Source organism: Thalassospiraceae bacterium LMO-SO8, from assembly GCA_031655335.1.
Classification (GTDB): Bacteria; Pseudomonadota; Alphaproteobacteria; order Rhodospirillales; family Casp-alpha2; genus UBA1479.
On the sequence record CP134226.1, the window covers coordinates 41,189 to 55,503 of the forward strand.

The window sequence follows — 14,315 nt, forward strand, 5'->3', positions numbered from 1 at the left end:
CGATGAACGCCGGCGGCGCCGACAGTACGGCATCCTAGGGGACAACGGGGCGATCTTATGGCGGCGAGGTGGCGACTTCGTGCCGGGGGGCTCATTCGCGCCGTCGCGCCAGCGAAGGCGGGTGGTGCGGGCGGTCGGACTTGAACCGACAAGGCCGTAAGGCCGAGGGATTTTAAGTCCCTTGTGTTTACCAATTTCACCACGCCCGCGCGCGGCCGCCGTTGCGGCCTGCCTCTGGTAATCCTACGGGCATTCGACCGCAAGGGCCAAGGACGGTTGCCCGCCCCCGCGCCAGGGGCTACACCTCGACCCCATGAGCGACCGCCCTTCAGCAAACGGCGCGCCGACGCCGCCCGATTTCGACGCCGCGTTCCGCGACAAGCTGCGCGACCTGTTCCTGTGGCGGCGCGACGTGCGGCGGTTCCTGGCCACCCCCCTGCCCGGCGGCCTGCTGGAGGGCCTGCTGGCCCAGGCGGCGCTGGCGCCCAGCGTCGGCAATTCCCAGCCCTGGCGGTTCGTCATCGTCGAGGACGCGGGCCGCCGCAAGGCGGTGCGCGACGATTTCGAGCAGGCCAACCAGGACGCCCTCAAGGGCTATTCCGGGGAGCGCGCCCAAACCTATGCGGGGCTGAAGCTGGCGGGGCTGGACAAGGCGCCCGTGCAGTTGGCCGTGTTCGCCGACCGGGCGACGGAGCGCGGCCACGGGCTCGGCCAGAACACCATGCCGGAAATGCTGCCTTATTCCGTGGTCGCGGCGGTCAATACCCTGTGGCTGGCGGCGCGGGCGGCGGGGGTCGGCGTCGGCTGGGTGTCGATCATCCATCCGGGGAGGGTCGCATCAATCCTCGACGTGCCCGAGGACTGGCACCTGGTCGCCTATCTGTGCCTGGGCCTGCCCGAGGAAGAGCACCTGGAGCCGGAACTGGTGCGCGCCGGCTGGCAGGACCGGGCCGACGTGTCCGAATTCATTCTCAAGCGCTGATCTACAGATCCACTTCCTGGGGCTCGTTGCCGAGGTCGCGCATGATCGTGCGGAGCTTTTCCGCCGCCTCCGCGATGGCGGCCGCGTCCGTGCCGCGGATGACGATGGTCGAGCCGTGTTTGCCGTCGCGGGAAAACGGATAGCTGCCGATCTCAAGCGCTGGATAGGCGTCCTGCAACGCCGTCAGGCGGGCCGCGATCTTGCCCTCGGGCGTGTAGGACGCGATGGATTTGGACAGCATTTCCGCCCCGCCCGTGAGCCGGTGTTTGAACAGGTCGAACATGGCCTGCATGATCCGGGGCACGCCCGGCAGCACGAACACGTTGTCGACCTGGAACCCGGGGGCGCGGCTGACCGGATTGTCGAGCAGGATCGAGCCCTCGGGCACGTCGGCCATCTTCATGCGCGCCTCGGTCACGTCCTCGGGCTTGTAATGGGCGAGCAGCAGCTTTTCCGCGTCGGGATGGCGGATCAGCCTGCGCCCGAAGGCCTTGGCGACGCAGGCGGAGGTGATGTCGTCATGGGTCGGCCCGATGCCGCCCGTGGTGAACACGTAGTCGAAGCGGGCCCGTGCGTCGTTCACGTTGGCGATGATGGTGGCCTCGACATCGGGGATGACCCGGCCTTCCATCAGGCGGATGCCCAGCGCGTTCAGGTTTTCGCCCAGGAATTGCAGATTGGCGTCGCGGGTGCGGCCCGACAAAATCTCGTTTCCGATGATGATCAGGCAGGCGGTGACGGTCTTGGGTTCGTTCATGTGTCCTCCGAGGCGGCGGCATGTAGGTAGCCCGAACGGCGCCTCCAAGGCAACGGCCCTGAAAAAAGACCGCCCCGCTGAAAAGCGGGGCGGTCCGGGCTTGGACAGGGACAGGGAAGGAGGTCGAACCGTCCCTGTCGGGGGGCGTCCGCGTGTTAGCTGTTGGTCAGGCGCCAGTCGCCGTCGGCGGTGCGGCAGGCGGTGCCGTAGCCTTGTTCGACCCGGCCGCCGATGGTCACCGAGGTCTGGTATTCGCGGCACAGCTGGCCGGTGTTGGTGTTCTGGATGGTGCGGACCGGCGTGACGGTGCCGGAATTGCCGCTTTCCGGGTTGGACCAGGTGACGGGCTGCCAGTCGGCATTGTGCAGGGCCGTGTTCTGGGCGCGCTGCTGGTACATCTGGTCGGCGCGGTCGAGAGAGGCCCCGACCTCGTTGCCCATGAAGCCGCCGAGCAAGGCACCCGCCGCAACCGCCGCCAACTGGCCGCGGCCGCCGCCGAATTTAGAGCCGACCAGGCCACCCAGCCCGGCGCCGAGCAACGTGCCGGCCCCCTGCTTCATGCCGGTTGACCCTGTGCCGTTGGTGACACAGCCGCCCAGCATCACCACGCCCATCAGGGCGGCGACGGCGGCGAACACGGGCCCGCGGGCCGCGCGCCGAACCGTCCGGCGGGCGCCGGCGGGACCGGCCTGTTCAGTCGTCTGCATTTTGGTCGTGTTCATAACATCCTCCTTCAATGGTCCGCCGGAACCGGTACGTCCCCCGTCGGCGGATTGATGAAACACCATATGTATATTTGCATGTAATTTTGATGTCAATAACTAATTTCATTTTTGCATATAGTTTGCGATGCGATATAAGGAACGCGGGGAATACGGCGGCCTTGGGGGGCCGGGACGCCGCAATTAAAATGCCGGGGAAAACAGACAATGACGCTGACCTTCACCAACGACCAGCACCGCGCCTATATGGAGTTCAACGACACCCTTGGCCGCGAATGGGTTCAGGTGTTCGAGGGCGACACGGATTTCTACGATGCCGCCTATTGGGACCTGTTCAACAACATGTGGCGCGCCCGCACGCCCGTGCGCAAGACGGACGCGCTCAAGTTCATGACCAGCATCAAAAGCGCCCATACGGCGGGCAAATACCTGGACGTCGCCCTGAAAAAGGGCCTTCTGATCGAACAGGACAATCCCAAGGACGCGCGCTCCAAGCTGCTGACCCTGTCGGGCGACCTGCGCAAGCGCATGGATAGGTTCTATGACTGTTCGATCAGCGAAATGTACAAGACCTGCAAGCTGATCGACGGCATGAAGTGATGGCCGCGGCGGCCCGCCCGGGGGTCCGGCTTAGCCTTCTCGTCGTCCTGTTCTATGCCGGCTGGATCAAGTTCGCCGCCGGCGACACCGACGTCTATCTGATCGACTACGCCCAGCGCGCGCTGATCATCGCCCTCGGCTGGGCGGCGCTGACGGACAGCTTCCGCCGCCCCCTGCCGCCGATCACCGACCGGGTCTGGCTTTTGGCCCTGGGCGGGGCCGCCGCGATCATCGCGGTGGATACCTGGACCGGCGGCCAGGACCTGCGCGCGGCCTTCGACACGGCGCTGTTTCCCGAAGTCTCCTTCCCGCCCCTGGAAAACGAGGTCTGGCAGGCCGTGGACCTGACCTTCGGCCTCGTCCTGGTCGCGGTGTCGGAGGAACTGGTGTTCCGCCGCCTGTGGGCCGATTGGTGGAATGCCCGGGGCGGCGGCGTCACCGGGTTGTATGCCGGATCATCTCTGGTGTTCGGTCTGCTGCACCTGCCCCAGGGCCTGGCCGATACGGCCATCGCCATCGTCTGGGGTCTGCTGCTGATGTATCTCTTCCGGCGAGGCCGCAGCCTGGCGCTGGTCATCCTGGTCCATTTCGTCGTGGACCTCTGGTATTTCGCCTAGCCCAGGAAATCGCGGATCAGGGCGACCAGGGGTTCGTCCGCCGGCGGCATGGCCAGTTCGCGCAGTTTCACCGGCTGCACCCATTTAAGGGCCTGGCCGTCGAGCCCCCGGGGCTCGCCCTTCCATTGGCGCGCGACATAGACCGGCATCAACAGGTGAAAATCGTCATACAGGTGGCTGGCGAAGGTCAGCGGCGCCAGGCAGCTTTCCGTCAGATCGATGCCCAGTTCTTCCTTCAGTTCGCGGACCAGGGCGGTTTCCGGCAGTTCCCCCGGCTCCAGCTTGCCGCCGGGAAACTCCCACAGGCCGGCCATGGCCTTGCCTTCGGGCCTTTGCGCGACCAGCACCCGCCCGTCGATATCGACCAGCACGGCGGCGACCACGATGACCGTCCGCACGTCGCCCTGGGATTTGCGGAATTCCGCGTCCCAGCAGCCGCCTTCGGGCAAGCCGTCAGACATGATCAGGAACGGTAATCGGCGTTGATATCGATGTAGCCGTGGGTCAGGTCGCAGGTCCACACGGTGGCCCGCCCGTTGCCCACGCCGACATCGACGGCGATGTTGATTTCCGGGCTTTGCATATGGGCCGTCACCGGGGCTTCGTCGTAACCGTCCACGGCCAGGCCGTTGGCGGCGATGGTGATGCCGCCGATGGCGATGTTCAGGCGGTCGCGTTCGGCCTTCTCACCCGCCTTGCCGACGGCCATGACGATGCGGCCCCAGTTGGCGTCCTCGCCGGCGATGGCGGTCTTGACCAGGGGCGAATTGGCGATCGACAGGCCGATGCGCTTGGCGGCGGCGTCGCTGTCCGCCCCCGTGACGGTGATTTCGATGAACTTGGAAGCCCCCTCGCCGTCGCGCACGATCTGATGGGCGAGGTCGAGCATGACAGCCTCCGCCTTGGCCCGGAAATCGGCCAGGGCCGGGTCGTCGGGGCCGGAGAACCGATCGGCGTTGCCGGCCGCCCCCGTGGCGAACAGCATCAGGGAATCGCTGGTCGAGGTGTCGCTGTCCACGGTGATCGAATTGAACGTGCGCCCGCAGATCGGGGCCAGGATGCCTTGCAGCACGGGGGCCGGGATCTTGGCGTCCGTGAACACATAGGCCAGCATGGTCGCCATGTCGGGCGCGATCATGCCGGACCCCTTGGCGATGCCGGCGATGGTGACCTTGGTGCCGTTGATCTGGGCTTCCTTCACCGCGCCCTTGGGGAAGGTGTCCGTGGTCATGATCGCCTTGGCCGCCTCGTCCCACTTGCCAGGGGCAAGATCGGCGGCCAGGGCGTCCAGGTTGTCGGTGATGGCTGTGAAGTTGAGCGGCTCCCCGATCACGCCCGTGGACGCCGCGAATACCCGCGACGGCCGGCAGGCCAGGCGATCGGCTACGGCCTCGACCACCTGTTCCACCGCATCCTCGCCCAGCCGCCCGGTGAAGGCATTGGCGTTGCCGGAATTGACGACCAGACCGTTGGCGATGCCGCCGGGAAGGGACTTACGGCACCAATCGACGGGGGCCGAGGCGGTCAACGACTTGGTGAACACCCCCGCCGCCTGGGTCTCGTCCGCCAGTTCGACCAGCAGAACGTCCGTACGCCCCTTGTAGCGCACGCCGCAGGCGCGGGTGGCCACGCGCACGCCGCCGATCGGCGGAATGGTCGGGAAGGCTTCGGGCGCCAGGGGGGAGACTTTGGGCTTGGTCTTGGCCATGGTCGGACTCGCGTCTGCAAGGAGTTGAAAGGGCCTTCCCCAACCGAGGAAGGCCTTGAGACGCCTCCTACTTAGCCGGAGTACCGTCCAAATTGAAGCGTTCGATTTTCGCCGTCTCACGCAGGCCCTTGGTCACGTCGGCGCCGATCTCCCGGCTCAGGCTCTCGCGAATCTGCGGCCCCATTTCCTCAAGCGAGGGGGCGGGCTGGGAACGCTTGTCCTCGACCTTGATGACATGCCAGCCGAATTGGGTCTTCACCGGAGCCTTGGTCATCGCGCCCTTGTCGAGGGCGAAGGCCGCCTTTTCGAACTCGGGCACCATCTGGCCCTTGCCGAAATAGCCCAGGTCGCCGCCGTTGGGGCCGGACGGTCCGGTCGATTTTTTCTTCGCCGTCTCGGCGAAATCGGCGCCGCCGGCCAGTTCCTTGATCACCGCCTTGGCCTCGTCCTCGGTTTTCACAAGGATATGGCGGGCATGGACCTCGACCTGACCGCCCATGTCCTTGGTGACCTCGGCATAGCGCGCGGCGACGGCTTCATCCGTGACCTTGGCCTCGACCGCCCGCTGAATCAGGGTCGAGCCCAGCAGGCGTTCGGTAAACGCCGCCAGTTCCTCCTTGAACTCGGCCGTTTCATGGATCTTTTCCTTGCGCGCCTTGATCGCCGCCAGCTTGGTGTCGATCAGGCTGTTCAGCAACGCCGGATAGATCTGCTCCAGCGGCACCTGCTGGTATTCGGCCGGCAGGCGGCTGTAGGCCTCGGTGACCTCGGAGCGCATGATCTTGGCGCCGTCCACCGTGGCGGCCACGGTGTCGCCGGCGGCCAGAACCGGCGCCGATGCAAGGCTTAGGGGCGCCAGACCCATCAAGACCGCGACACCACCTGCGCGCAGGGCGTTTTGAAACGTCATAAACAGATCCTTTTCGCTGAAAGACGGCCGAACCTTCGACCGCTGAATTGGGCCCCACCCTACCCGCCGACCGGCCGCCGTGACAATCATTTGAATATGAGGTGAATTTCAAGAACCTCAAGGGGCGGCCCGCATTGACAGGACCGGGGAGCACCTCTATCTCTTCCCCAGCGATTCCGCCCAGGAACCGCCACAATCGCTTCATACTTGTCATATTCATTTACCCATTCAAGGACGACCCCCCGAATGTTCAGCGCCATCGCCAAGAGCCTGTTCGGTTCCGCCAATGACAGGTACCTGAACGGCCTGCAAAAGGACGTCGATGCCATCAACGGCCTTGAGCCTGAACTCGAGAAACTCTCCGACGACGAGATCAAGGCCCGCACCACCGCCTTCCGTCAGCGGCTTGAGGCGGGGGAAAGCGTCGATGACATCATGGTCGAAGCCTTCGCCACCGTGCGCGAAGCCTCCAAACGCACCCTGGGCCTGCGCCATTTCGACGTGCAGATGCTGGGCGGCATCGTCCTGCATCGGGGCCAGATCGCCGAAATGAAGACCGGCGAAGGCAAGACCCTGGTCTCGACCCTGGCGGTCTACCTCAACGCCCTGTCCGGCGGTGGCGTCCATGTCGTCACGGTCAACGATTACCTGGCGTCGCGCGACGCGGACTGGATGCGGCCGGTCTACGATTTCCTGGGCCTCACCGTCGGCGTCATCAAGCACGGGTTGGACGACGACGAACGGCGCGCCGCCTACGGCTGCGACATCACCTACGCGACCAACAACGAACTGGGCTTCGATTATCTGCGCGACAACATGAAGTTCTCGCTCGACGACATGGTGCAGCGGCCCTTCAACTACGCCATCGTCGATGAAGTCGACAGCATCCTGATCGACGAGGCGCGCACGCCGCTGATCATCTCGGGCGCGACCGAGGACAATTCGGACCTTTACGTCGCCGTCGACAAGCTGTTGAAGAACGTCACCCCCGACGACTTCGAAAAGGATGAAAAGGCGCGCTCCGTCACCTTCACCGAAGCCGGCATGGAAAAGCTGGAAGAGATGATGCGCGAGCAGGGCCTGCTCGACGACGGATCGCTCTACGACATCAACAACATCGCGCTGGTCCATCACGCCAATTCGGCGCTGCGCGCGCACGTCCTGTTCCAGCGCGACACGGATTACATCGTGAAGGACGGCAAGGTCGTCATCATCGACGAATTCACCGGCCGCATGATGGAAGGCCGGCGCTATTCCGAAGGCCTGCATCAGGCGCTGGAGGCCAAGGAAGGCGTGGAAATCCAGAACGAGAACCAGACCTTGGCCTCGATCACCTTCCAGAACTATTTCCGCCTGTATCCGAAGCTGGCCGGCATGACCGGCACGGCGATGACGGAAGCCGGCGAATTCCATCAGATCTACGGCCTCGAAGTGATCGAAATTCCGACCAACGTGCCCTGCATCCGCAAGGACGAGGACGACATCGTGTTCCGCACGGGCAACGAGAAGTTCGAGGCCATCCTGGACCTGATCGAGGACTGCCATAAGAAGAAGCAGCCGGTCCTGGTCGGCACCGTGTCCATCGAGAAGTCCGAGGACCTGTCGGCCCGCCTGAAGAAGCGCAAGATCGAACACAACGTGCTGAACGCCCGCTTCCACGACCAGGAAGCCCAGATCATCGCCCAGGCCGGGCGCCCGGGCGGCGTCACCATCGCCACCAACATGGCCGGCCGCGGCACCGACATCCAGTTGGGCGGCAACGTCGACATGCGGGCCCTCAACGAGATCAAGGCCGAGCCGGGCAGCCCGGAATACGAGGCCCATTACAAGCAGATCGCCGACGAGATCGCGGCCGACCGCGAGATCGTCAAGCAGGCCGGCGGGCTCTACGTCATCGCCACGGAGCGCCACGAAAGCCGGCGCATCGACAACCAGCTGCGCGGCCGTTCCGGCCGTCAGGGCGACCCCGGCGCATCAAGCTTCTTCCTGTCCTTGGAAGACGACCTGATGCGCATCTTCGGGTCCGAGCGCATCGACAGCATGCTCCAGAAGCTGGGCCTGCAGGAAGGCGAGGCCATCGTCCACCCCTGGGTCAACAAGGCCCTGGAAAAGGCGCAGCAGAAGGTGGAAGAGCGGAACTTCGAAATCCGCAAGAACCTGCTGAAATTCGACGACGTGATGAACGACCAGCGCAAGGTCATCTACGAACAGCGCAAGGAACTGATGGCGGCCGAGGACGTGTCCGAGGACGTCGCCGACATGCGTCATCAGGTGATCGACGACATGGTCGCCCTGACCATGCCGGAAAAGGCCTATGCCGAACAATGGGCCATGGACACCCTGCACGAGGAAGTCCTGCGGGTGTTCGGGATCGATCTGCCGGTTCAGGAATGGGCCAAGGAAGAAGGCATCGCCGACGCCGAAATCCGCGACCGCCTGGTCCAGGCCGTGGACGGGCAGATCGCCGCCAAGGCCGCCAACGCCGGACCGGAAGTCTTCCGCTCCGTGGAAAAGGCCGTGTTGCTGCAATTGCTCGATCAGTTGTGGAAGGACCATCTGCTGACCCTGGACCATCTGCGCCACGGCATCGGGCTGCGCGCCTATGGACAGCGCGACCCCTTGAACGAGTACAAGCAGGAAGCCTTCGCCCTGTTCGAGGAAATGCTGGTCGGTCTGCGTGAGCGCACGACCATGATGCTGGCCCATGTGGAACTCAGCATGGACTTCTCGGAAGAGGAATACCTGGCGGCCCGCGCCGGCAGCGAGGGCGAGGCCCATCACGACAGCCCCGGATACCTGGGCGGCGAGGACGAGAGCCCCGAAGGAACCGCGACCATGACCGTGGTCAACCGCCAGGCCGCCCCCGAGGTCGATCCCAACGATCCCGCGACCTGGGGCAAGGTGCCGCGCAACGCCCCCTGCCCCTGTGGATCGGGCAACAAGTACAAGCACTGCCACGGCAAGGTTTAGTCCAAAACCCGAGCGGACATCAGTCCGCGACGGTTGTCGTGTGTGAAATCAAAGGCACCGGCTGACCGGCGGTCAGCCGAAAAACCGCGCGATCACGAAGCCCAGCATTCCGAGATTGATGAAGAACCCAGCCGCCATGCCCGGCGCGCGGCCCATGGGGCTGATGCGGTAGCCGACCCAGAACACGATGCGGGCCAGCACGAAGACGACCGGTAGCGCCGTCAGCCAGGCACTTTCATCGGCTTCGATGACCATTGCCGTGGCCAACAGTAGCGGCAGGAAAATCAACGTCTGCTCGACCGTGTTGGCAAGCACCCGCATGTCGACCCGCCGCCAGTTTGACGGCACGTCGGTCAGGGGATCGATGGCGCCGGTCACCAGCCGCGTCAGGGCCACCGCCTGCACCACCACCAGAAGGAACCCTGCCGGCAGGACGGAGAGCTTCAGGGCCAGACCGATGCGCTCGCCCGGGTCCGGCATGGGGCCGGGATAGCCGTCGAGCAAGATCAATAATCCCCAGAGGACGGCCGCAAGCCCCACGGCACCGAATAGGCTCAGCAAGACGGTGCGTTTTTGAACGTCGGTCATTGGTACCCTTTAGGCCAGACCGTTGGCGCCCATTTTCAGGAATTTCTCGCGCCGCGCGCTGCGCAGGGCGTCACCGGGCAGGGCCGCCAGTTCGGCGAGCTGCTTGTCTATTTCCCTGCCGACGCTCTGAATCGCCTGGTCCCGTTCCCGGTGCGCGCCGCCCAGCGGTTCCGCCACGATGGCGTCGATCACGCCGAGGTCGGCCAGATCCTGGGCCGTCAGCTTGAGCGCGCCGGCCGCCGTTTCGGCCATGTCGCCGTCGCGCCACAGGATCGACGCACAGCCTTCGGGCGAAATCACGGAATAGACCGAATGTTCCATCATCACCACCACGTTGGCGGCGGCGAGCGCGATGGCGCCGCCGGACCCACCCTCGCCGATCACGACGGAGACGAAGGGAACCTTGATGCCGAAGCAGACTTCGATCGACCGGGCGATGGCTTCCGCCTGACCGCGGGCCTCGGCCTCGACCCCCGGATAGGCGCCGGGCGTATCGACCAGGGTGATGACCGGCAGGTTGAAGCGGTCGGCCAGCTTCATCAGGCGCTGCGCCTTGCGGTAGCCCTCGGGCTTGGCCATGCCGAAGTTGTGGCGCACGCGGGCGACCGTGTCGGAGCCCTTTTCATTGCCGATGACCACCACCGACTGGCCGCGGAACCGGCCCATGCCGCCGACCACGGCCGGGTCTTCGGCGAACTGCCGGTCGCCCGCCAGGGGCGTGAAGTCGTCGATCAGGGAATTGATGTAGTCCATGGCATGGGGGCGGTCGTGATGGCGCGCCACCTGCGTTTTCTGCCAGGGCGTCAGCTTCTGGTAGGTCGTGACCAGAAGCTTGTCGACCTTGGCCTGCATCTTGCCGACCTCGTCGGCGATGTTCATCTGGCCGTCGGACGAGAGGTGCCGAAGCTCCTCGATCTTGCCCTCAAGCTCGGCGATGGGCTTTTCGAAATCCAGGTAATTGTGCATGTGCGTTTTCTAGCACAGGGTCGCGGGCCTTGGCGACGTGGAAAATCGCCGAATTCGCCGCTAAAACCGCTCCGCACCCGTTTTCCGCACGGCGTCGGGAAAATCCCGGTACAGGGCGAATTTCACCTGTGAAACCAGCCGGTTAACGCAATGATGCAGGCCCTCCACCGGCTCGGCCCGCGTCGCCACATGGCCGAAGGCTTCGTCCAACTGCGCCAGTCCCGTGACCTCGACCATGATGTGGAATTCGGGCAGGTCTTGCGGCCCCAGGCCCAGCTTGCGCCGGGTCAACCGCCATTCCGCGATCTGGCCCTGATCCTTCAGATGGCCGAGATATTTGCCGACATGACCGGCGAATTCCAGATCGCCGACGCCGTCCTTCAGCGTGCACCAGATGTGATAGATATCCATGGCCGGAACCTTACGACATGAGGCCTATGAAGAAGCGGGTTCCGGTGCCGGCGCCGCGGCCGGGGCCGCCGGTGCGGCGGACGCGGACGACGATGCATGGCTTGAGGTCAGCGGCCCCGTGGCCTTGGCCCCCGGCGCGGTCGAGGCCGCCAGTTTTTCGCGGAAATCGCTGAACTCGGCCAGATCGAACTTGGGCGGGCCGAACAGGAAGCCCTGCACGAAATCGATGCCGCAGGCGTGGCAGAACGACACCGTTTCCGGCGTATCGACCATTTCGGCGATGGTCTCGACCTTCAGTTCGCGGCAGAACGACGCCAGCGCCGTGAGAAACGCCCGGCCGCGCTCGATCGCTTCCGCGTTCTTGACCACGGGGCCGTCGATCTTCACCACGTCGACATCGATCGCGGACAGATATTGGAAGCTGGCCGCCCCGGCGCCGAAATCGTCCAGGCACACGGGATAGCCCATGCCGCGCAGGTTCTGGATGAATTCGTTGGCGGTTTCCAGATCCTCGACACGCGACGATTCAGTCAGTTCGAAGATCAGCTTGCCCTGGGTCCAGGGATTGGCCTTGAGGCGGTCCTGCAGGCCGTCGATGTAGCGCTTGTCGACGATCGAATTGCCCGAGATGTTGACCGCCACCGAGGCGAACATGGGGGCATCCTTGTTCTCGTCGATCCAGGCCATGACCTTGTCGATGACCGACAGGTCGAAGGCGCCGATCAGGCCGGTTTCCTCGGCAAAGGTGATGTACTTGTAAGGGCTTTCGCCGTGCTTGCCCTGGAACCGGGCCAGCGCCTCGTAATGGTGGATGACCCCGTCCTTGATGCCGATGATCGGGTGCATGGCCATGCGGAAATCGGATTTATTGACCACCCGGTTGAAGGTTTCCGCCGTTTCCATGGCGTCCTTGACCAGGTCGTCCATACTGCCCGACAGGGCCTCGAGCGACACCGCCCCGCCCTTGGACTTGGAAAATTCGTTGAGCGCGTGGATCACGCCCTTGGTCAGGTTTTCTTCGGTCAACCCCGCCGCGTCGCCGGTGTCGATGGTCGCCGAACCGACGGAGATGCCCTCGGCATCGGGCGCGATGTTCTGGATCAGGGACGTGATGCGCGCCTTCATGGCATCGACGTCGAGGCCCTGCCCATGGACAACGCCGTACTTGCCGTCTCCCAGCTTGGCCGCCGCGTCGCCGTTGATCGACGACATCTTGAGCACAGAGCCCACCGCGCCCATCAGGTTCTCGCGTTGGGCCTCGTCCATGTCTTCCTGGGCTTCGGCCAAGCCGTCGAGTTCGACCAGGGTCATCTTGTCGGCCCCGTCGACGCCTTCGGCGAGCATCTTGGACGCCATCTTGCCGAAGCTGTCGGCGTCGTAGAGTCCCTCCTTGCCGGACTTCTTCAAGGACCTGTCCGAGGTCAGGCCCCCGGCGATATGGAACGCCAGGAAAAAACGGTTCTCCAGTTCCGGATTGCGGTAGCCGCAGGTCACCAAGGGTTGGGAATTGCCGTTGCCCCCCTTGAAGCGCAGATGGATGTTGTCGAACCGGCCGGTGCGGGCGATGGCGTCGAGCATCTGTTCGGCGAGCGGGCGATCCTCGTCGGCGATGATGTCGAGGATGGGCATGCCCTTGAGCGTACGCGGGTCCTTGCCCGTTAAAAGCGGCAGGATGCCGCCGGCGAAGGTGATGGTGCGGTCGCTGTCCAGCTCGATGATGGCTTCGGCCCAGCAGAAGGAGAACGCAATGAACCGCTCCCGATCCGAATACCGGCGCGCTCCCTGCTCTTCTTGCGCGGACGTTTCCGCCATGTCCATCCCTGCCCTGGTGTTTTGCGGGCATTATAGGAATCTTATGCGGACGATGAACATCCCTACTTTCGCCATAAGTTCGGCGTCCTGGGGACAGAAACGAAAACGGCGGGTCCCAAATCCTGGGAACCCGCCGTTTGTTGTTCGAAAACGCCGAACAGGCAGATCAGGAACCTTTGATCTGCGCCGCCTTTTCCACCAGCACCTTGGCCTGGCGGATGGAGGCGAGATCGATCAGGCGACCATCGAGGGACACCGCCCCCTTGCCTTCCTTCTGCGCCTGTTCCATGGCGTCGAGGATGCGCTGGGCCTGGGTCACTTCCTTTTCCGACGGGCTGAACAGGTCGTTGGCCAGATCGATCTGCGACGGATGGATCGCCCACTTGCCTTCGCAGCCGAGGGTCGAGGCGCGCATGGCCTGGGCCTTGTAGCCGTCGGGATCGGAGAAATCGCCGAACGGGCCGTCGATCGGGCGCAGGCCGTTGGCGCGCGCGACGACGACCATCTTGGCGATCGGGTAATGCCACATGTCGCCCCAGTGAACGTCGCGGTTTCCGGCGTCGTCGGGATCGGTGAGGACAGCGTAATCCCGGTTCGGACCACCGATGACCGTGGTCCGCGCCTTGGTCGAGGCCGCGTAGTCGGCGACGCCGAAATGCAGGGATTCGTTACGCTTGGACGCCTGGGCGATTTCCGCCAGGTTCTGCATGCCGAGCGCCGTTTCGATGATCAGCTCGAAGCCGATGCGCTTGGACGCCTTGGTCGCGTCCTCAATCTGGGTCACCATCATGTCGATGGCATAGACGTCCGATGCCGTGCCGACCTTGGGGATCATGATCAGGTCCAGCTTGCCGGGCGCCCCTTCAAGAATCTCGACCAGATCGCGGTACATGTAATGGGTGTCCAGGCCGTTGATGCGCATGGAAACCTGCTTGCCCGACCAATCCAGATCGTTCAGGGCGGCGATGATGTTCTTGCGCGCAGGGGCCTTGTCGTCCGGCGCGACGGCGTCTTCCAGGTCCAGAAACACCACGTCGGCGTTGCTTTTGGCGGCCTTCTCCATGAACGTGGGGTTGGAGCCGGGAACGGCCAGTTCACTGCGGTTCAGGCGCCCCGGCGCCTGCTCGACGATATGAAAGCTCATCTGAATCTCCTGCGTCCGAATGGGCGGCGCCTCCTTGATTATGTGGAAGCCGGTCGGCACCGCCGCTTATGAATTGTTATTTCGCGGGCGCAACATAGCCAGCCCCCCCATCTGCCGCAAGGGCAAAT

At 64.4% G+C, this 14,315-nt stretch carries 14 protein-coding genes and 1 tRNA gene; 4 read left to right on the forward strand and 11 right to left on the reverse strand.

Annotated elements, in window-relative coordinates; all coding sequences use genetic code 11:
* Nucleotides 1-122: 122 nt before the first annotated feature.
* Nucleotides 123-209, reverse strand: a tRNA-Leu gene (locus tag RJ527_00185).
* Nucleotides 210-313: 104 nt separating this feature from the next.
* On the opposite strand from RJ527_00185, the gene bluB reads away from it, so the two are divergent.
* A complete protein-coding gene (gene bluB, locus RJ527_00190) occupies nucleotides 314-982 on the forward strand; it encodes a 5,6-dimethylbenzimidazole synthase (protein ID WND76174.1) in 669 nt (222 codons plus the stop codon).
* Nucleotide 983: 1 nt separating this feature from the next.
* Here bluB and RJ527_00195 read toward each other — a convergent pair whose 3' ends face one another.
* Together RJ527_00195 and RJ527_00200 are read right to left on the reverse strand one after the other, a co-directional pair.
* On the reverse strand, nucleotides 984-1,739 hold the full coding sequence (locus tag RJ527_00195) for a molybdopterin-binding protein (GenBank protein ID WND76175.1): 756 nt from the start codon (nucleotides 1,737-1,739) through the stop codon (nucleotides 984-986).
* 155 nt (nucleotides 1,740-1,894) lie between these two features.
* Entirely contained in the window at nucleotides 1,895-2,461 is a 567-nt protein-coding gene (locus RJ527_00200) for an RT0821/Lpp0805 family surface protein (protein ID WND76176.1), read from the reverse strand.
* 207 nt (nucleotides 2,462-2,668) lie between these two features.
* Here RJ527_00200 and RJ527_00205 point away from each other — a divergent pair, with 207 nt between their 5' ends.
* Entirely contained in the window at nucleotides 2,669-3,061 is a 393-nt protein-coding gene (locus RJ527_00205; protein WND76177.1) for a hypothetical protein, read from the forward strand.
* Nucleotides 3,061-3,678, forward strand: coding sequence for a CPBP family intramembrane glutamic endopeptidase (locus tag RJ527_00210; GenBank protein ID WND76178.1), 618 nt, complete (start codon nucleotides 3,061-3,063; stop codon nucleotides 3,676-3,678). The genes RJ527_00205 and RJ527_00210 overlap by 1 nt, the downstream gene beginning before the upstream one ends.
* On the opposite strand, the gene RJ527_00215 is transcribed toward RJ527_00210, so the two are convergent.
* The 3 genes from RJ527_00215 to RJ527_00225 form a co-directional block, all read right to left on the reverse strand.
* Nucleotides 3,675-4,139 carry a (deoxy)nucleoside triphosphate pyrophosphohydrolase gene (locus RJ527_00215; GenBank protein WND76179.1) on the reverse strand — a complete coding sequence of 155 codons (465 nt, stop codon included), beginning with the start codon at nucleotides 4,137-4,139 and terminating at the stop codon, nucleotides 3,675-3,677. The two genes, RJ527_00210 and RJ527_00215, sit on opposite strands and share 4 nt — an antisense overlap.
* A 2-nt stretch (nucleotides 4,140-4,141) precedes the next feature.
* Nucleotides 4,142-5,386, reverse strand: coding sequence for a bifunctional glutamate N-acetyltransferase/amino-acid acetyltransferase ArgJ (gene argJ / locus RJ527_00220; protein WND76180.1), 1,245 nt, complete (start codon nucleotides 5,384-5,386; stop codon nucleotides 4,142-4,144).
* A 67-nt stretch (nucleotides 5,387-5,453) separates the two neighbouring features.
* On the reverse strand, nucleotides 5,454-6,296 hold the full coding sequence (locus RJ527_00225) for a peptidylprolyl isomerase (protein WND76181.1): 843 nt from the start codon (nucleotides 6,294-6,296) through the stop codon (nucleotides 5,454-5,456).
* A 246-nt stretch (nucleotides 6,297-6,542) separates the two neighbouring features.
* Here RJ527_00225 and secA point away from each other — a divergent pair, with 246 nt between their 5' ends.
* Nucleotides 6,543-9,266: a preprotein translocase subunit SecA gene (secA, locus tag RJ527_00230; GenBank protein ID WND76182.1), complete on the forward strand. Its 2,724-nt coding sequence runs from the start codon at nucleotides 6,543-6,545 to the stop codon at nucleotides 9,264-9,266.
* A gap of 72 nt (nucleotides 9,267-9,338) precedes the next feature.
* Here the strand turns inward: secA and RJ527_00235 are convergent, their stop codons facing one another.
* The 5 genes from RJ527_00235 to RJ527_00255 all read right to left on the reverse strand — a co-directional run bounded on the left by RJ527_00235 (nucleotide 9,339) and on the right by RJ527_00255 (nucleotide 14,187).
* On the reverse strand, nucleotides 9,339-9,854 hold the full coding sequence (locus RJ527_00235) for an MAPEG family protein (protein ID WND76183.1): 516 nt from the start codon (nucleotides 9,852-9,854) through the stop codon (nucleotides 9,339-9,341).
* 9 nt (nucleotides 9,855-9,863) lie between these two features.
* A complete protein-coding gene (locus RJ527_00240; protein WND76184.1) occupies nucleotides 9,864-10,820 on the reverse strand; it encodes an acetyl-CoA carboxylase carboxyltransferase subunit alpha in 957 nt (318 codons plus the stop codon).
* A 60-nt stretch (nucleotides 10,821-10,880) separates the two neighbouring features.
* Nucleotides 10,881-11,231 carry a DUF6614 family protein gene (locus tag RJ527_00245; protein ID WND76185.1) on the reverse strand — a complete coding sequence of 117 codons (351 nt, stop codon included), beginning with the start codon at nucleotides 11,229-11,231 and terminating at the stop codon, nucleotides 10,881-10,883.
* Nucleotides 11,232-11,255: 24 nt separating this feature from the next.
* On the reverse strand, nucleotides 11,256-13,043 hold the full coding sequence (locus RJ527_00250) for an EAL domain-containing protein (protein WND76186.1): 1,788 nt from the start codon (nucleotides 13,041-13,043) through the stop codon (nucleotides 11,256-11,258).
* A 166-nt stretch (nucleotides 13,044-13,209) separates the two neighbouring features.
* Nucleotides 13,210-14,187: a CoA ester lyase gene (locus tag RJ527_00255; protein ID WND76187.1), complete on the reverse strand. Its 978-nt coding sequence runs from the start codon at nucleotides 14,185-14,187 to the stop codon at nucleotides 13,210-13,212.
* Between the last annotated feature and the right edge of the window lie 128 nt (nucleotides 14,188-14,315).